Source organism: uncultured Rikenella sp., from assembly GCF_910579375.1.
Taxonomy (GTDB): domain Bacteria; phylum Bacteroidota; class Bacteroidia; order Bacteroidales; family Rikenellaceae; genus Rikenella.
Map to the genome: position 1 here is coordinate 15,871 of NZ_CAJTUJ010000012.1, position 17,958 is coordinate 33,828.

A 17,958-nucleotide genomic window follows, 5' to 3' on the forward strand; every position below is an offset into this window, starting at 1 on the left:
CAGCCCAAAGTTCGCCCCAGTTCTCGGCCCTGTGTCAGCCCCACTGCGGCTCCGCTTACGCTCCGCCGCGTTTGCCGTCGCCCGCGGCAATTCTTGCCGGATTGGCCGAGTGCCAACCGGCAGAATATGCCCTCTTAAGCGGGCGGGCGACGGAGTTTTCGCACAAAATCGAGTTTTTCGCGCGCCTTGCGCGATTCATCCTCTTTCGGCTCACCGCCGAAATAGTTGAATCGCTCCTTTAGGCCGGGCGCGCGGCTGGCCTCCCGGAGAAGACTGCGCTCGGGCCGCGCGGGCCCCACGTCCCGTGGACGGGAAATGCTTACGCATTTCAACTGGCAGCCTCTACCCCCGTTCTTTGTCCACACGCAGACAACCTCTCCAAATACACGAGCCTCCGTCCACCACGCTAATAAGTGTAATAGTTGTCAATAAAGCTATTGCTCTTCTTATACTTGATGAAGTCGGACAACAGTGCGGATTTCGCCCGCAGCGAGAAAGTCCAGCTCTGGCGGAAACCGATCGGAACCCACGACAACGTAGCCTGGAAACAGTGCATGTCACGCCGGATCAGCACCGTCCCCGGCGTCAATTTCTTCATCTCGAAGTCATACCCGGCTCCGAACTCCACCGCCCACTTCTCCGTCAGGTTCACCGACCCGTTGAAACTCACCGTCTGAGACCGCGTAATCCGCTTGCCCGGCCGGCTGAAGCTGAAACTGTAATTGAACGAAAAACTCCACGGAATATTGAAATCATAGTACTGCGTGGCCAGCAACTGCGCCCGCCGCATCGCCGCCGCATACTGATTCTCCGTCTGGTTGAAAAATCCGCCGTTCCGATTCGGATCGTTCATCGCCGCATTGACATCGCTCAACGTGCTGTTGTCCGGATTGTTGCTCGCCGCCGGCCCCGAAGAGCCGCCCGTCGTGCGCCGCGCTTTCGAACTGAACCCATAGCTGAACCCCGTATTGAACGAGGTCAGCCGCGCCAGCCCCTTGCCGTGCGCCGCCACGTAGCGATTAATCCGCCGCCCCGTCTCGTCCACCATATACGGGTCGAACGAGGCATTGATATTCAGACTCACCCCCTTGAAGAGCGTCGTCCGGGCGGTGACCGAGAAGACACTGAGTTTCAGGGAGTCGGCCAGAAAATTGTACCCCGAACTGATATTGAACGCCTCCAGAATCTTGATTTTCCGGAAGCCGCTCGTATCCCGCGCACTGGGCACTTTCATCTCCAGCGTATTGCCGATGCTGAACCCCAGCGACATACTCTCGCCGTTCCCCGGCACCCCGTACATTTCGTTGGCGAACGGCGAGTAAGTCGTCGTCCCACCATGCTTGTCGCTCTGGATCGTACGATAATAGCCGTACCGCTCCTTCCCGAAGTTCGGCGCATACGAGAAACTGACGCTCGGCGTCATCACATGCCGCAATTTAATTTTCCCCTTCCGCCCGAGCTCATACATCCCGTAAAGCCGCGTATTGGCCGACAGCGACGCCGCATAGTTGTAGACCCGATAGAACCCGTGCGTGGTATCGGTATTTTCGACCCGTTCGGTCTCCGGATTCCAGTCCTGATAAATCTTGCGGAAATACCACCGTTCGGTGTAGTTGAACCCCGGCGTCACGTTCAGGTATTTCAGGACGTTGAACGAAGCGTTCACCGGCAACTGGTGCTGGAACCCGAACCGCATCCGTTCGAACATATCCCGTTTCATGAACTCGTCCTGCTTGAAGTTCGAGACGCTGTTCGAGAAGTTGGTCTGGAACGTGAAGGCGATCTTTTCGTACCACCGCTCCTTGCCCATCACATTTTTCCGTTTGAAGGGATTGATCCGCGTGACGTTGAAGACGAAGGTCGGCAAGGTGAGCGACATGCTGCTGTCACGCATATTCTGGCTGTGGCTGGCGTTCATCGAGAACGAGAACGGTTTCCCGACCCAGTTTTTGGAGTAGGCGATCGATGAACTGGTCTGCGACGAGAGGTAGTCGTTCATGTTCGTCGCGTTGTAGCGGTTGTACTTGCTCGTGGAGTAGTTGACGCTGGCCGAGAAGGTCGAATTGGGCCGGAACTTCGGATCCTGCTGGTGCGTCCACCGGATCTGCATGTTCTGCTGATTGACGTAGTCCGCACTCCCCTTCTCGCCGAAAATGTCTTTGGCGAAATCGAACTGGAAATTCCCGTTGAACTTATACCGCCGCCGATAGCTCGACGCCGCTCCGGCCTGCCACGAGCCGAGGGTGTAGATGCCTCCGGTCAGTTTCAGGTCGACGTAATCGTTGAAAACGAAGTAGAAGCCCCCGTCGCGCAGGAAGAAACCCTTGACCACCTCCTCGCCGACCGACGGGATGATGAAGCCCGAATGCCGGGCCCCCTGCTGCGGAAAGAAGCCGAACGGCACCCCGAGCAGATAGATCGGCACGTCTTCGACCACCATATAAGCCGGCCCGAAGACCACTTTTTTCTTCGGTTCGACCGTCCCTTTGGTCATCTGGAGGTAGAAGTGCGGACACTCCGCATCGCAGGTGGTGTACCGTCCCCCTTTCATGTGCAGCACATCGTCGGGCATCTTCTTGACCAGCCCACCGGAGATGATCCCCTCGCCCTCGCGGGTATATCCTCCCCAGATCAGTGCCTTCTTGGTGTCGATGTTATAACGCACGGAGTCGAGTTCGTACTCCGTATCCGACTGGCTGAACTTCGGCCGCACGTACTTTTCGGAGAGGGTATCGACATACCCCCACGCCGCCACGTTTTTTTCGTCCAGATTGAGTTTGATGTGTTCCGCCTCGACCTTCAGGTCGGTATATTCGACCCGCCCGTTGCCGTACATATTGAGATTCCCCGACCGCACGTCGTAGACCAACGAGTCCCGTTGTTTGAACGTGACCCGCTCCGAGAGCGTACTCCCGCGCCTCTTCCGCTCGCCGAGCACCGCCGGCAAGGTGTCCCTTCCCGTCGCCACACTGTCCGTCACGGCCGCCGTATCCGCCCGATCCGCCGCCACCAGAGGCAAGGTATCGAACAGCGAGGCGATGTCCGGCAGCGTGTCCCGTTTCACCGAATCGGCCGCCGCAGCCGACCGAACCGCAGCCTCTGCCACCGGCGTCGGAAACGCCGTAACAACCGCCCCCACCCATAGCAGAAACGCAAAAAGAGTTCGTTTTCGTAGTGCCGCGCGCAAAATTCCGATGAAAATAGGTTATTTTTGTCCTTCGTTCCCCCGCACTTCGCCGAGCCGCGAAGCGACTTGCAAAAATAACGGAATTTCGGGGAATCGCAAAGCAGTACGGCATGAAGCTCCGCACCCACCTCAGGAACGTATTTTTCCTCCTGCTCAGTATGCTGCCCCCGCTCGGCGGGGCGGCCCGCGCCGCACAGGAGGAGACCACCGGCGCCGTGCGGTGTATCGTCATCGACCCCGGACACGGCGGCAAAGACCCCGGAGCGGTCGGAAACGGACAACAGGAGAAGGCGATCAACTTAGGGATCGCTCTGAAACTCGGCCGGCTCATCGAGAAGCAGCTGCCGGACGTGCGGGTGGTCTACACGCGGCGCGACGACCGTTTCATCGCGCTGGACGAACGGAGCAAAATCGCCAAACAGGCCGACGGCGACCTCTTCGTCTCGATCCACACCAACTCCAGCCCGAACCGGAACGCGGCGGGCACCGAAACGTTCGTCATGGGGGAGGACAAGGGCAACGAGAACCTCTCGGTCGTGATGCGCGAAAACGCCGTGATCGGCCTCGAGGCGGACTACACTTCGCGGTACGAGGGCTACGACCCGAACTCCTCGGAGTCGCTGATCCTCTTCTCGCTGATGCAGTACGCCTACCGGAGCCAGAGTTTTTCGCTGGCGCAACAGATTCAGGATCAATACGTCGCCCGGGCCAAACGGCAGAACAAAGGGGTCAAACAGGCGGGATTCCTCGTCCTGTGGCGCACGCCGATGCCGAGCGTGCTGACCGAGGTGGGATTCATTTCGAACCCGGCGGAGGCTAAATATTTAGGATCTCAGGCGGGACAGGAGGAGATCGCCGCCGCGCTGTTCCGGGCAGTGAAAGCATACAAGACACAGACCGACAGCCGGGCGTTGTCCACTCCGCCGCCGGCCAAGACACAGCCTGCTGCGGCGCCGAAAAAGCCTCAGCAACCGGCTCCGAAACCGACCCACAAACCTGCTCGGGAGACGAATACCGACACGCCGGACTTTCCGGCAAAAACACCTGTCCGGAAACCGGCTGCCGAACCGGCCCCCCGACCGGCGGAACGCCCGGTCGCAACTCCGGCGCCGACCGCCCGACCGCGACCGACCCAACGACGGGATGTCGTCTACCGCATCCAGCTCAAAAGCGCGCTCGCCCGGATGCGGATCAGCCGCACCGAGTTCGGGCCCTATGCCGACCATATCACCGAAATGCGGATCGACGGGCGGTACAAATATTTCTACGGAAAGTGTTTTTCTTACGAAGAAGCGTTACTTTTGCAAAAAGAGGTGCGTCGCACCTTTCCGGATGCGTTTATGGTCGCATTCCGGCACGACGAGCCGATTCCGCTGGCCGAAGCCATCGGACGGTGATTCGACGTGCCGAGACTTTCTGCGTCTCCGGCCGATAGACAGAATACGATGAAAAAGAAAAAATTCTCGCGCGAGGCGCGGATCGGGATGTTCGGCATCGCCATGTTGCTGTTGCTGTATCTCGGTATCAACTACATCAAAAGCCGCGACATTTTCAGCCGCGACAATACGTATTACGCCGTGTACGACAACTCGGACGGTATCGAGGCTTCGTCACCGGTCACGATCAAGGGATTCCGGGTGGGGACGGTCGAACAGGTGTGGTACGATGTGGAGACGGGTAAAGTCGTCACCGAATTTTCCGTCAAACGCGACTATCCCATACCGACCGACTCTAAGGCCAAGATTACCAGCGCTTCGCTGATGGGGGCCAAGGTGATCGACCTGCAACTGGGCTCCGAAAAAAGCACGCTGGCGGACGGCGACACCATTCGGTCGCTGATGGAACAGGGCATCCTGCAAATGGTCAATACCGAGTACGACCAGCTCAAGGAGATGGCGACGACGCTCGTTACGCGCATCTCGAAGGCGCTGGACGGGATCAATGCGGTGCTGAGCGAGGAGAATGTAGCCAATCTGTCGGGCGTGCTGGCCCACGCCAACTCGATCAGCGGCAATCTGGACGCGATGGTGGCGGGAGATTTACGGCAGACGCTGGCCGACCTGAACCGCTTGTCGAGCCAGCTGGCCGAAGCGGCGCCGCATATGACCGATATCGTCGAACGGGTCGAAGGGATGGCCGACACGCTGAGCGTCGGACTGCCGACCTTGTTGAACGACGCGACGACGGCGGTGAAACGGCTCGACGATGCGCTCGCGGCGATCAATAACGCGGAGGGGAGCGCAGGAAAACTGATCTACGACCGGCAACTGTACGACAATCTGACCCAGGCGTCGAACGATCTGACCTTTTTGTTGCAGGACATGAAGGCTCGGCCGGGACGGTATATCCACTTCTCGGTATTCGGCAGAAAGAACGACTGACCATGATCTATCCGCACGATTTCGAACAGCGCATCGGATTCGCACAGATTCGGGACACTGTTTCGCTGTTGTGTAGCACCGACACCGGACGACAGCATGTGCGCGATGCTGCGTTCACCACCGATTTCGCGACCCTCGCCCGCATCTTGGGCGAAACCGCCGAAATGCGCGACATCCTGACCGCAGAGGGCGACTATCCGGGCGGTCATTACACCGATATCAACACCTTCCTGCGCCGGCTCCGGATCGAAAACACCTATCTGGAACCGGCGCAACTGGTCGATCTGCAACGGGCTTTGGAGCAGATCGGCCTGCTGAGCGGCTTCTTCCGGCGGGGAAACGAAGGAGGCGATGCCACCTCCCGACTCTATCCGCTGCTCGGCGAACGCACGGCGACGGTCGAAGACTTCACCCTGCTGCACCGGGAGATCGGGCGACTGATCGACCCGGAGAGCGGTCTCGTTCGCGACCACGCGTCGCCCGAGCTCGCCCGACTGCGGCAGGCACAATACGAGAAAGCCTCGCAGGCGGACAAGCGGCTTCAGGCCATTCTGCGACAGGCCCAGGCCGCCGGATGGGTCGAGGCGGGAAGCGAAGTATCGGTGCGCGACGGTCGCACCGTGATTCCGGTCGCTGCTGTCAATAAACGGAAAATCAAAGGGCTGGTGCACGACGAATCGGCGACCGGACGCACCGCCTATATCGAGCCCATCGAAGTCGTCGAACTCAACAACGAGCTCCGCGAATTGGCCAACGAAGAGCGGCGCGAAATCGTGCGCATCCTGACCGCCTTCGCCGACCGGCTCCGGCCGGAACTGCCCGCTTTGCTCCGGGCCGGCGATTTGCTGACCGACCTCGACTTCATCGAAGCCAAGGCCCGGTATGCGGTACAGACCGACTCCGGACTGCCCGAACTGCGGAACGAGGCGACCATACATCTGCATCAGGCCCGCCATCCGCTGCTCGAAGCGGCCTTGAAGAGGGAGCAGAAGGCGATCGTTCCGCTCGACCTGACGCTGACCGCGGAGAAGTATATCCTCCTAATCTCGGGGCCCAACGCGGGCGGGAAGTCCGTCTGCCTGAAGACGGCGGGACTGCTGCAATACATGCTGCAATGCGGCTGGCTGGTGCCGGCGGAGAGCGACTCCCGGATGGGGATTTTCGACAGCCTCTTTATCGACATCGGCGACCAGCAGTCGCTGGACAACGACCTCTCGACCTATTCCTCGCATCTGGTGAACATGAAGACCGTGTTGCGGAGTGCCGACGAGCGGTCGCTCGTGCTGATCGACGAGTTCGGTTCGGGCACCGAGCCGGGAACCGGCGGAGCGATTGCCGAAGCGGTGCTCCAGCGGCTCGAAGAGCGACACGTGCGGGGGATTATCACCACCCACTACGCCAACCTGAAGTACTACGCGGCAGGAGCGGCAGGGATCGCCAATGGCGCAATGGCGTTCGACTTGCAGAACATCCGCCCGCTGTTTCGGTTGGAGATGGGACGGCCCGGGAGTTCGTTCGCATTCGAGATTGCGCGGAAGGTGGGTTTGCCCGAAGAGATCGTCCAGGCGGCGCGGGAAAAGATCGGCGCGGCACAGGCCAATGCCGAGAAACACATCCGCGAAGCGGCGCGGGATAAGCGGTACTGGGAATCGAAACGCGAACGGATTCGGCAGGCCGAGAAAAACATAGACCGGACGGCGGCTCAATACGAGCTTCAACTGTCTGAGATCCAGACGGAGAAAGCGAAGATATTGCACGAGGCTCGCGCAGAGGCGGAACGGCTTTTAGGAGAGGCCAATCGTCGGATCGAGCGCACGATCCGCGAGATTCGCGAGTCTCAGGCCGAACGGGAGCGCACGAGAGAAGTGCGGGGAGAATTCGACGCCTTCCGCACGTTGATCGCGGGGAGCGAGACGGCAGCATTGCCGACATCGGAGGCCGACGATCCGATCGCCAAGAAAATGAAGCAGTTGCGCGAGCGCGAACAGCGACGAAGAGAGCGAAAGGCGCAACGTGCGGCAGCGGAGGAGACGGATGAGAGCACTGCGCCGGAGAAACCGGCCAAACCCAAAGAGATTGAAGTGGGATTTCATGTCCGGATCAAGGGACAACAGGCGGCGGGCGAGGTGCTCGCCTTGCAAGGTTCGGGAAAGGCGACGGTGGCGTTCGGACACGTAACGACCGTGGTGGACAAGAGTCGGCTGGAGATCGTCTCCCACGCGGAATACAAGAAATTGCAACGGAAAAGCGGCTCCTCCTTCCCGATGGCATCCACGGCGGCGGAGAGCTATGACACGTCGAAAAAGCGGCTCAACTTCAAGCAGCAGTTGGATATCCGCGGGATGCGGGCGGCGGAGGCGTTGCAGAGCGTCGAAGCTTTTGTGGACGAGGCGATTATGCTGGGCTTCCCGCAGGTGACGATCCTGCACGGCAAGGGGACGGGGGCGCTCAAGGAGGAGGTGCGCCGCTACTTGCGGACGGTGCCGCTGGTGGTTTCGGCCACCGACGAACACGAGGAGTTCGGCGGGGCGGGGATTACCGTCGTGCGGCTCGATGTGGGATAATTTGAAACACCTGACTTACGCATCCGCCCTCCGGATTTCATCGACATGGGAAAATTGTATCTGATACCGACGCCGATCGGCGAAAATGCCTCGTGGGACATCACCTTGCCGGCCGGGAACCGACGTTTGTTGGACGAGATCGGCTATTTCGTGGTGGAAAACACGCGCACGGCGCGGCGTTTTCTGGCCCGGAGCGGACTGCGGCGACCGATCGACGAGTTGGTCTTCACGGAGTTGAACGAACACACGCCGCCGGAAGCGGTGGCGCCGATGCTGGAACCGCTGCTCGAACGGGGCGAAAACATCGGCGTGATGTCGGAAGCGGGACTTCCCTGTATCGCAGACCCGGGCGCGCTGCTGGTCGCCGCGGCTCACCGGCACGGGATCGAGGTCGTACCGCTCGTCGGCCCGAACTCGATCACCCTCGCGCTGATGGCTTCGGGAGCCAACGGACAGTCGTTCGCTTTCAACGGCTACCTGCCGGTGAAGGCACCGGAACGGCAGCGTGCTATCCGCCGTTTCGAACGGCGGGCGCACGAAGAGCGTCAGACGCAAATTTTCATCGAAGCGCCGTATCGGAACCGCAAACTGTTCGACGATTTATTGGCGGTTTGCAGCGCCGAAACCCATCTTTGCGTGGCCTGCGACCTGGCGGAACCGGATCAATACGTCCGTTCGCAACGAATCGCGGAGTGGAAAAAAAGCGGGGCGCCTCTCTTCGAAAAGCGTCCCGCCATCTTCATCCTTTTCTAATATTCGGGGCCAGAATCACTTATCCGCCTCATCGTCTTCATCCTCTTCCGGCCACTTCTCCAGCACCCGAATCCGGTACCGCATCGGCTGATAAGGCAATACCTCGGGCGTCACGTTCGTACTCCCCGCATCCCCCTGCGCCCAGGTCGAAACCGTCACCACCTCGGCCACCTCGCCTTTCCGCATCCGCTGCACCGCGATATACAACACTTTATTCGTCGAAGCATTCGCCCCCGCGCTCCCCTGCAACAACAACGGATCATACGCCGTCTCGTTCAACTCGCCGTTCGACGAAGTGGCCGTAAAGTGCCATTTCGCCGCCACCGTATCCACGTTGGTCGCGGCCAGGAAACCGTCCATAAAGTACTCTTCGTAAAAGACATACACCGAGGAGTCTTTCGTAATGGTATCTCCCGTCGGGTTGTGTTTTTCGATGTGCATGAACATCCCCACGGTATCGTTCCGATAGTCCGTCCCCCAATGCTGACGCGCATACCGCTCGGCCGAATCCCGCTCCCAGACGAACGGCGACATGGTCAGATCCCGCAGCCGCATCTCGAACATAATGGGCATCATGGCATAAGTAACACCGCTCTCTCCCGCATAGGCACTGTTCATCCCCATACCGGCAGCATATCCTTTGTTCATCGGTATATAGACCTTCACCGAGTCCCCCACGCGCATCGTCTGTAAAGCCTGTCTCAATCCGTCGCACAGTTTGGTCGACGAGGTCGAAAACTCCAGGAAGTCGTCGGCATAATGGGTCATATAGGAGAATTTCCCGACCCGTTTCGAGATCGAATCCGACCGGGTGACGAACACCGTTCCGTCGAGGGTCTTTCCTGTATAATCGAGCGTCAGCCAGCTGTACCCCAACACCGGTACCGCCCCGCCCTCAGGCCCCCGTTCGACGAATTCGACATAGACGTCCTGACAGGGATTGGCATAAGCCGCCGGGGCATATTTGGCCACCCACGCTTCAAACGTCTCGCGCGCCAGCCCGGCCGTCACATCGGGCGCTTTCTTCGCACAAGACCATCCGCCCGCCAGCCCGACGACCAGAATCGCCGCCATGAGCCCCCGCCTGTCGAATCGCAACTTTCTCATTCCGTTCATGTTCATTGCAAAAGCCTCCCGCAAGGGGGAGATATCGGACAAAGATAACGTTTTCCCGTTTCATCCGCAACAGCTTTCCGAGTGGCGATCCTCCGCGAGGCTGCGGATAGTCCCGACTGGCTTTCAATCGCCGCCCCGGGCTACCGCTCCGCACAGTCAGGCGCGCCGACAGAGAGCTGTCGAAACGGATACAGCTATTCTTCATCGTTCCATCGCGACCAGGGGAGATTTCTGTTTTTCGGCACCAGGGAGCTCGACCCGAGCAACCCGAACTATCGTGCCTACGGTTTTCAGTTGCGTTGCCTCTCGGAATAAACGCGCCCACAGGGCGTTCTACTGGCAGCCTCGGCCCTAATCCCAAAACAGGCAGCCTCTACCCCAAACATGAGACAAGGTTTCCGGTTCGCGTGCCGAGCGGCACCCTATTTATTCCGAGAGGCAACGCAACGGAAGACCGTGGCCACGGAGGTTCACGCTGCTGGAATGGAGATACTGCGTGTCGAAACTCAAAAATATGCCGTGGGGGCCACTCACCGCGGATGACCAGCTGAGTCCATTGTTGCCGACGTACATCAAACCGCCCAACCGCCCATTATTGCCCGCGTCGCGGAAGCCCGGGGCGGTTTTCTCTGTTTATTCCGAGAGGCAACGCAACTGAAAACCGTAGCCGCGATAGTACATAAATTCAGGATAAAGCGCTTGGGTACCGAAATCCAAGAATGCGCCATTTGTACCGTTGGTTGAAGAAGACCAACTATATCCATATTTACCCTGATCACCGGGAGTACCCCTATCCCGATGGCGGTAGCCCGGGGCGGCCTATTCCAAGCCGCCCGCATCGCGTTTATTCGTACCGCAACGCCTCGACCGGATTCAACCCCGCTGCCCGGCGCGCCGGCAGGTAGCCCGACCCGATCCCCACCACCAGACACAACCCCAGCCCGATCAACAGCCACCCCCAAGGCACCACGAAAGCCCCGTCCGTCACGAGAGCGATCAGATTGCCGCATCCGATCCCCAGCACCATGCCGCAGACGCCTCCCAACTGGCTGATCAGGATCGACTCGAAGAGAAACTGCTGCCGGATCATCCGCGGTTTGGCCCCCAGCGCCATCCGCGTACCGATCTCGCGCGTCCGCTCATTGACCGCCACCAGCATGATGTTCATCAACCCCACCGCCGCGCCCAGCAGCGTGATAATCCCCACGATCGACGCCACCAGCGTGACCGTCGCCAAATCATTGGCCAACAACTCGATCATCGCATCGCTCCGTTCCACTGCGAAATCCGCCGCTTCGTTCGCTCCCAGCCGCCGGATCGAACGGAACAACCCCTCTGCCTCGCTTATCGCCAAATCCAACAGCCGCGGATCGGCCGGAGTCACCGTAATCGCCGTGCTGGCCCGAATCCAGGAGAAAGTCCGCTGCGCCGTCGTAATCGGAACGATCGTCCGCAACCCCTCATTGTTGTTCATCCCGAAGTTACTGCCCCGGGAGGCCAGCACCCCGATCACCTCGTAGCGGCTGTCCGAAACTGTAATCATTTTTCCGACCGGCCGCTCGCCGTTCGGAAAAAGCTGTTCGGCGATCTTGCTCCCGATGATAATGACCCCATCGCCCCGCTCGACCTCCTGTTTGGAGAAACTGCGCCCCTCGGCCAGCTCCAGACCGGCATTCTGCAACCCGTTTTCATCGAACGCCGCGACCGTCAGGTTCGGGTTGGTCTCGTTCGATCCGTACCGCGCCGTCGCCCCGCCGCCCAGATACATCGACAACGAGACGGTGGCAGGAAGTTCGAAACGGTCGCGGAACTCGCAGGCCTGTTTGTACGGAATGAAATTGTCGTTCCGGGTACGCACGTTGCGGCCCATACTGAACATCTGCCGGTCGCGGATCGAAAAGTTGTTGGTGCCCATCGAAGCGAACGACTCGACCAGGCTCTCCTTGATCGACTCGATGGCCGTGACGATCCCCACCAACGACAGAATCCCGATCGCGATGATGGTGATCGTCAGGATCGAACGGAGCCGGTTGCCGACGATCGAAGCGAACGAAAGACGCAGATTTTCCCGAAAAAATGTACCGAATTGCATAAACTGAGCGACGATAAGTCCGGCTAAATTACTAACTTGCCGCTTAATTTAAAACAAAAACGGTTTATAATCATGACTCTGATCAAATCCATCTCGGGGATTCGCGGCACGATCGGCGGTACGCCGGGCGATGCGCTGACGCCGCTCGATTTAGTGAAATTCACGGCTTCGTACAGCCGGTGGCTGGCCGAACAGACGCCGGAAGCGGCGCAGGCGGGACGCAGACTGCGGGTCGTAGTGGGACGCGACGCACGGCTTTCGGGCGCGATGGTGTCCGACATCGTCGAAGGGACGCTGATGGCCTGCGGCGTGGATGTGATTGCGATCGGACTGGCCACGACCCCTACCACCGAGATGGCGGTGACGGGGCACGGGGCGGACGGCGGGATCATCCTCACGGCCAGCCACAACCCGAAACAGTGGAACGCCCTGAAGCTCCTCAACCGGCAGGGTGAATTCCTCAATGCGGCCGAAGGGGCGCGGGTGCTGGAGATTGCGGAGACGGACGGATATGCGTTCGCCGAAATCGACGGCATCGGGAGCGTCGTCTCCCGGGAGTCGTACGACCGGCAGCATATCGATGCCGTGCTGGCGCTTCCGTTGGTGAACGTGGCGGCGGTGCGGAACGCGAAGTTCAAGGTGGTGGTGGATGCGGTCAATTCGGTGGGAGGCGTCGTGATGCCGGAGCTGCTGAAGGCGATGGGGGTCGAAGTGGTGGAGCTGAACTGTACGCCGGACGGTCGGTTCGCGCACAACCCGGAACCGATTCCGGAACACCTGACCGAGATTTCGGCCTGCGTGCCGGCCGTGGGGGCGGATTTGGGGATCGTGGTCGATCCGGACGTAGACCGGCTGGCGCTGATCAACGAAGACGGGACGATGTTCGGCGAGGAGTACACCTTGGTGGCGGTGGCGGACTACGTGCTGTCGCAGACGCCGGGCAATACAGTGTCGAACCTGAGCTCGTCGCGGGCACTGGCGGACGTAACGGCACGTTACGGCGGGTCGTATGCCGCGGCGGCGGTGGGCGAGGTGAATGTGGTGACGAAGATGCGCGAGACGAATGCCGTCATCGGCGGCGAGGGGAACGGCGGAGTGATCTATCCGGCGTTGCACAGCGGACGGGACGCGCTGGTCGGGGTGGCTTTGTTGCTGACCTATCTGGCGAAGACGGGTAAAAAGCTGTCGGAACTGAAGACGACCTATCCGGCCTACTACATTTCGAAAAACCGGATCGACCTGGTGCCGGGGACGGACGTGGACGGTATTCTGGCGAAGATGAAGGCGAAATACGCTTCGGAGAAGGTGAACGACATCGACGGGGTGAAGATCGACTTCCCGACCGAGTGGGTGCACCTGCGCAAATCGAATACGGAGCCCATCATCCGGATCTATGCCGAGAGCCGGGACAAGGCGGCGGCCGAGGCGTTGGCCGAACGGATCATCCGGGACATCAAGGCTTTGCTGTAGCGGGCTGCCATGCAGCACGGCCCTCTGCGCCTGTGTATAAAGAACGAGCGCTTTTCCGACCGGGTCGGAAAAGCGCTCGTCGCATTTTTTGCGAGTCGCAAAAATCGCCTTACTTCTTCGATTCTTCGAGCGATACCTGACGGAACTCTTTCATCAGTTTGGTCAGTTCCAGCGTAGCTTTACGCGCACGCGTCCCGGCAGCTTTGTTCCCTTTTTCGCTCTGCAAAGCAGCGTTTTCCTGAAAGTTCGCAATCTCAGCGGCGATCTTTTCGAGCAGTTGTTTCATAATGATGTTTGGTTAAGTTTTCGGGGCCAAAAATAGTAAAATCCCGCGAAATGCAAGCCCTCCCGGCTCTTTTCTGATCGACGGAGAGGCACATTTTTTCGGAAGTGGCTCTAAAATCCGTTCTTAGCCGAAAACAAAACGGGCGGTCGATCCGTCGATCGACCGCCCGTCGGGTACTCCGGGCGGGACTTGAACCCGCACAGCCGCAATGGCCAAAGGATTTTAAGTCCTTCGTGTCTACCATTCCACCACCGGAGCCTCTCGGCGACGCGCAGAAGTGTGCGCCTGCTTACGGCGGCGAAGATAGGGATTCCAGGCCGAATCCGCAAATAAATCTCCCGGCCGGGAGGCCCGCCGACGAAATTTGCAACGATAAAATCGTTATCTTTACCCGAAAACCAACCGTTCGAAGATGAAAACGAAACATTATTTGCTTTTGGCCCTCGGGCTCTGGTGCTTGGGCTCGCCGAACGCTCGGGCCGACCGGCGCGAATTCCTGCTGGAAAAGGGGTGGCGATTCACCCGCACCGACGACTCAACCGCCGTCCGCACGGACTACGACGACAGCCGGTGGCAGCGTGTCACGGTACCGCACGACTGGGCGATCTACGGGCCGTTCAACCCGAACAACGACCGACAGAACGTCGCCATCGTGCAGGACGGACAGGTCGAGCCCAGCGAACATGCCGGACGAACGGGCGGTCTGCCGTTCGTGGGCGCCGGATGGTACCGGACGAGGTTCGACGTGCCGGAGTTCGGCGCGAAACAGGATAAACGTGTCACTTTGCAGTTCGACGGGGCGATGAGCGGCGCGCAGGTGTGGGTCAATGGCAAAAAGGCGGGGGAGTGGCCGTACGGCTACAACTCGTTCTATTTCGATGTGACGCCGTACCTGAATGCCGACGGGATGAATAATACGGTGGCAGTGCGGCTGGAGAACCTGCCGGAGTCGTCGCGGTGGTATCCGGGAGCGGGCTTATATCGGAACGTGCATGTGGTGGTGACCGACGGGGCACATATTCCGGTTTGGGGGACGTATGTGACCACGCCGGAGGTGAACGACCGTTTTGCGAAGGTCAACTTGAAGACGGAGGTGGTGTTGCCGGAGGGATTCGAGCCGAACCGTTATCGGTTGGCGACCGAGATTCTGGACAGTGCGGGGCGTGTGGTGACGGGGGCGACTTCGAAACTCAGCGAGTACGACGGGGGCGTTTTTGTACAGAATTTCGTGATTGATAATCCGGCGTTGTGGGATTTGGAGAATCCGGTACTTTATACGGCGGTGTCGAAGTTGTACGAGGGGAACGACCTGAAGGACGAATACAGCACGCCGTTCGGGATTCGGACGATCGAGGTGCGGCCGGACGACGGGTTCTACCTCAACGGCCGGAAAACGGTTTTCAAGGGGGTCTGCAACCACCACGACCTGGGGCCGCTGGGGGCGGCGGTGAACGAGGCGGCGATCCGACGACAGGTGCGGATGCTGAAAGACATGGGGGCCAATGCGATCCGAACGTCGCACAACATGCCGGCGCCGGAGCTGGTGCGGGTTTGCGACGAAATGGGGATGATGCTGATGGTCGAGACGTTCGACGAGTGGCGGTCGCCGAAGTGCCAGAACGGCTACAACCGGCTGTTCGACGCGTGGGCGGAAAAAGACTTGGTCAATGTGATCCGGCATTACCGCAACGCGCCGAGCGTGGTGATGTGGTGCATCGGCAACGAGGTGCCGGAACAGGGGATGGAACACGGAGCGAAGATCGCGCACTGGTTGCAGTCGATCGCGCACCGCGAAGACCCGACGCGGCCGGTGACGCAGGGGATGGACAATCCGGGGGCGGTGATCAACAACAACTTCGCGGCGGTGATGGAGGTGCCGGGATTCAACTACCGGCCGTTCATGTACCCGGAAAACTACCGCAAGCTGCCGCAACGGATCATTCTGGGAACGGAGACGGCATCGACGGTCAGTTCGCGCGGGGTCTACAAATTCCCTGTGGTGCGGGCGGCGATGAAGACCTATCCGGATCATCAGGCCTCGTCATACGATGTGGAACACTGCGGGTGGTCGAACCTGCCGGAGGACGATTTCATCCAGCACGAGGATTTGCCGTATGCTTTCGGGGAGTTCGTCTGGACGGGATTCGACTACCTGGGCGAGCCGACACCGTACTATACGAATTGGCCGAGCCACAGTTCGCTGTTCGGCATCATCGACCTGGCGGGGATTCCGAAAGACCGCTATTACCTCTATCGCAGCCACTGGAACCCTTCTGCCGAGACGCTGCATATCCTGCCGCATTGGACGTGGCCGGAAGAACGGATCGGGGATACGATTCCGGTCTTCGTCTACACCAACTATCCGTCGGCGGAACTCTTTATCAACGGGGTGAGCCAGGGGATTCGCACGAAGGATACGACGATCAGAGTGGAGGGTTCTTATACGAAGGAGGCGCAGGCGTCGTTCGAACGGCAAAAACGCTATCGGCTGATGTGGATGGATACGAAATATGAGCCGGGGACGGTGCGTGTGGTGGCTTACGACTCGACGGGCCGGGCGGTGGCGACCGAGGAGATACATACGGCCGGCAAACCGTATCGTATTGAACTGACGGCGGATCGGACGGTGCTGGATGCGACGGGCCGGGATCTTTCGTTTATCAACGTGCGGGTGGTGGATCGGGATGGCAACTTGTGTCCGGACGATACGCGCGAGATCAAATTCAAGGTGAAGGGCGCGGGGAGCTACCGGGCGGCAGCGAACGGGAATCCGGCTTCGCTGGAGCTGTTCCACCTGCCGCAGATGAAACTTTTCAGCGGTCAGTTGACGGCGATCGTGCAGAGTGCGGAGGCTCCGGGTAAGATCGTTTTCGAAGCGACGGCGCCGGGTGTCAGGGGGGCGACATTGACTTTACAGGTGAGGTAACCGCTTCGCGCTTCGGATATCATCGAAAGAGCGTCAGGATTTTATCTCCTGACGCTCTTTGTTTCTCTCCGAGACACACCCCGCCCCGGGCTGCCGCGACGCGGGCAACTATCACCTGAACGGCGCATTGTGGATCATCGGCTACTACGGTTACAGCTGGTCTTCATCAACCAGAGAAACCAAGGGAATTTATTTACATTTTGGCACGCAAGAGTTCAATCCCAATGACGCGACACCCCGTGCCAACGGTCTTCCGTTGCGTTGCCTCTCGGAATAAACGGGGACACACAGCGTCTTTTAGTGGCCCTGCCTACCGCAGATGGAGCCCGAGACTCCCGATTGTTTGGGTAGAGGCACTTAGGGTAGAGGGGCCATTAAGGCAGAGAAAAGCCGGTTCGCGTGCCGAGCGGTACCGCCCCGGGCTTCCGCCACGCCAACTCAGGCTCGATGGACAGCGCCGGAGAACACGGAGCAAGCAGGTCTTCATCGATCAGCCAAATTTCAGCCTTCTATTTAGCTTTCCGGCCATATTACTTCAATCCCAGCAACGCAAGTCATCGCGCCTACGGTTTTCAGTTGCGTTGTCTCTCGGAATAAACGGGGGCCGAGCAGCACCGCACCGGGCTTCCGCGCAGGATCTCATGGCGTACTGGGCAATGTCAGCGAAGTCGGATTCAGCTGGTCGTCCGCGTTCTACGATTCGGGCGACTACTATCGTGGCACGTATTTGAATTTCAGTACGCAATATCTCTATCCCAACGACGCGAACGTCCGCGTCTGCGGTTTTCAGTTGCGGTGCCTCTCGGAATAAACGGGGACGAGAGGCACGCGAAAGATGGCCGTGTCTACCCTATCCGGCTTGATTTGGCGAACGGAGCCAGCGTGGGTGCAACGAGGATCGCGAGTTGCGGCCCTACGCCGGGGATGGCTCCGGCCCGCGCGGCTCTGCGAGCCGCAACTGCACCGCCCATTCTGCGAAGTTCGTCCTCGGCGCGCCCCCCACGCGCCGCTAAAGCGTCGCCCTCGCCAAGGACGGCGATTCCTCTCGGAATCGCGCTATTCGCTCTCAGTTCAAGCGGACGAAGCCTGCGGGGCCCAAAACGAGCTTCACGAGTTGCGGGCCTCCGCGGCGGGAGGCTTCGGCCCGCGCGACCCGTTGGGTCGCAAGAGCACAGCCCAAAGC

At 59.8% G+C, this 17,958-nt stretch carries 14 protein-coding genes and 1 tRNA gene; 9 read left to right on the top strand and 6 right to left on the bottom strand.

The annotated features are described in order from the left end of the window. Positions 1-406: 406 nt before the first annotated feature. Positions 407-3,106: a putative LPS assembly protein LptD gene (locus tag QZ302_RS02510; protein ID WP_294592118.1), complete on the bottom strand. Its 2,700-nt coding sequence runs from the start codon at positions 3,104-3,106 to the stop codon at positions 407-409. 191 nt (positions 3,107-3,297) lie between these two features. Between QZ302_RS02510 and QZ302_RS02515 the strand changes: the two genes are divergently transcribed. From QZ302_RS02515 to QZ302_RS02530, 4 genes are read left to right on the top strand one after another with little or no spacing between them, the layout of a single operon-like run. Next, a complete protein-coding gene (locus QZ302_RS02515; protein ID WP_294592120.1) occupies positions 3,298-4,584 on the top strand; it encodes an N-acetylmuramoyl-L-alanine amidase in 1,287 nt (428 codons plus the stop codon). A 48-nt stretch (positions 4,585-4,632) separates the two neighbouring features. Then, a complete protein-coding gene (locus tag QZ302_RS02520; protein WP_294592122.1) occupies positions 4,633-5,568 on the top strand; it encodes an MlaD family protein in 936 nt (311 codons plus the stop codon). Positions 5,569-5,570: 2 nt separating this feature from the next. Then, entirely contained in the window at positions 5,571-8,132 is a 2,562-nt protein-coding gene (locus QZ302_RS02525) for a Smr/MutS family protein (protein ID WP_294592124.1), read from the top strand. Positions 8,133-8,177: 45 nt separating this feature from the next. Next, on the top strand, positions 8,178-8,885 hold the full coding sequence (locus QZ302_RS02530; RefSeq protein ID WP_294592126.1) for an SAM-dependent methyltransferase: 708 nt from the start codon (positions 8,178-8,180) through the stop codon (positions 8,883-8,885). Between the two features lie 15 nt (positions 8,886-8,900). Here QZ302_RS02530 and QZ302_RS02535 read toward each other — a convergent pair whose 3' ends face one another. After that, positions 8,901-9,992, bottom strand: coding sequence for an FKBP-type peptidyl-prolyl cis-trans isomerase (locus QZ302_RS02535; protein ID WP_294592128.1), 1,092 nt, complete (start codon positions 9,990-9,992; stop codon positions 8,901-8,903). A gap of 90 nt (positions 9,993-10,082) precedes the next feature. Here QZ302_RS02535 and QZ302_RS02540 point away from each other — a divergent pair, with 90 nt between their 5' ends. Then, positions 10,083-10,316 carry a hypothetical protein gene (locus tag QZ302_RS02540; RefSeq protein ID WP_294592130.1) on the top strand — a complete coding sequence of 78 codons (234 nt, stop codon included), beginning with the start codon at positions 10,083-10,085 and terminating at the stop codon, positions 10,314-10,316. A gap of 111 nt (positions 10,317-10,427) precedes the next feature. Here QZ302_RS02540 and QZ302_RS02545 read toward each other — a convergent pair whose 3' ends face one another. Then, on the bottom strand, positions 10,428-10,574 hold the full coding sequence (locus tag QZ302_RS02545) for a hypothetical protein (protein ID WP_294592131.1): 147 nt from the start codon (positions 10,572-10,574) through the stop codon (positions 10,428-10,430). Between the two features lie 271 nt (positions 10,575-10,845). Beyond that, complete coding sequence (locus QZ302_RS02550; protein ID WP_294592133.1) at positions 10,846-12,093, bottom strand: ABC transporter permease; 1,248 nt, start codon at positions 12,091-12,093, stop codon at positions 10,846-10,848. 72 nt (positions 12,094-12,165) lie between these two features. On the opposite strand from QZ302_RS02550, the gene glmM reads away from it, so the two are divergent. Further along, positions 12,166-13,563, top strand: coding sequence for a phosphoglucosamine mutase (glmM, locus tag QZ302_RS02555; RefSeq protein ID WP_294592135.1), 1,398 nt, complete (start codon positions 12,166-12,168; stop codon positions 13,561-13,563). Positions 13,564-13,672: 109 nt separating this feature from the next. On the opposite strand, the gene QZ302_RS02560 is transcribed toward glmM, so the two are convergent. Next, positions 13,673-13,849 carry a histone H1 gene (locus QZ302_RS02560; protein ID WP_294592137.1) on the bottom strand — a complete coding sequence of 59 codons (177 nt, stop codon included), beginning with the start codon at positions 13,847-13,849 and terminating at the stop codon, positions 13,673-13,675. A gap of 174 nt (positions 13,850-14,023) precedes the next feature. Further along, positions 14,024-14,107: transfer RNA gene (locus tag QZ302_RS02565), tRNA-Leu, on the bottom strand. Positions 14,108-14,261: 154 nt separating this feature from the next. Here QZ302_RS02565 and QZ302_RS02570 point away from each other — a divergent pair. From QZ302_RS02570 to QZ302_RS02580, 3 genes are all read left to right on the top strand, one after another. Continuing rightward, positions 14,262-16,775 (top strand): glycoside hydrolase family 2 TIM barrel-domain containing protein, encoded by a 2,514-nt coding sequence (locus tag QZ302_RS02570; RefSeq protein ID WP_294592140.1) that lies wholly within the window; start codon positions 14,262-14,264, stop codon positions 16,773-16,775. 58 nt (positions 16,776-16,833) lie between these two features. Continuing rightward, a complete protein-coding gene (locus tag QZ302_RS02575; RefSeq protein ID WP_294592142.1) occupies positions 16,834-17,052 on the top strand; it encodes a hypothetical protein in 219 nt (72 codons plus the stop codon). A gap of 122 nt (positions 17,053-17,174) precedes the next feature. Then, the gene (locus QZ302_RS02580) at positions 17,175-17,372 is read left to right on the top strand and encodes a hypothetical protein (protein ID WP_294592145.1); all 198 of its coding nucleotides are present in this window, start codon (positions 17,175-17,177) and stop codon (positions 17,370-17,372) included. Positions 17,373-17,958 lie beyond the last annotated feature (586 nt).

Coding starts and splice junctions, on each gene's coding strand:
- QZ302_RS02570 (WP_294592140.1), top strand. CDS start 14,262: ATGAAAACGAAACATTATTTGCTTTTGGCCCTCGGGCTCTGGTGCTTG.
- QZ302_RS02520 (WP_294592122.1), top strand. CDS start 4,633: ATGAAAAAGAAAAAATTCTCGCGCGAGGCGCGGATCGGGATGTTCGGC.
- QZ302_RS02545 (WP_294592131.1), bottom strand. CDS start 10,574: ATGTACGTCGGCAACAATGGACTCAGCTGGTCATCCGCGGTGAGTGGC.
- QZ302_RS02560 (WP_294592137.1), bottom strand. CDS start 13,849: ATGAAACAACTGCTCGAAAAGATCGCCGCTGAGATTGCGAACTTTCAG.
- QZ302_RS02535 (WP_294592128.1), bottom strand. CDS start 9,992: ATGAGAAAGTTGCGATTCGACAGGCGGGGGCTCATGGCGGCGATTCTG.
- QZ302_RS02530 (WP_294592126.1), top strand. CDS start 8,178: ATGGGAAAATTGTATCTGATACCGACGCCGATCGGCGAAAATGCCTCG.
- glmM (WP_294592135.1), top strand. CDS start 12,166: ATGACTCTGATCAAATCCATCTCGGGGATTCGCGGCACGATCGGCGGT.
- QZ302_RS02525 (WP_294592124.1), top strand. CDS start 5,571: ATGATCTATCCGCACGATTTCGAACAGCGCATCGGATTCGCACAGATT.
- QZ302_RS02550 (WP_294592133.1), bottom strand. CDS start 12,093: ATGCAATTCGGTACATTTTTTCGGGAAAATCTGCGTCTTTCGTTCGCT.
- QZ302_RS02515 (WP_294592120.1), top strand. CDS start 3,298: ATGAAGCTCCGCACCCACCTCAGGAACGTATTTTTCCTCCTGCTCAGT.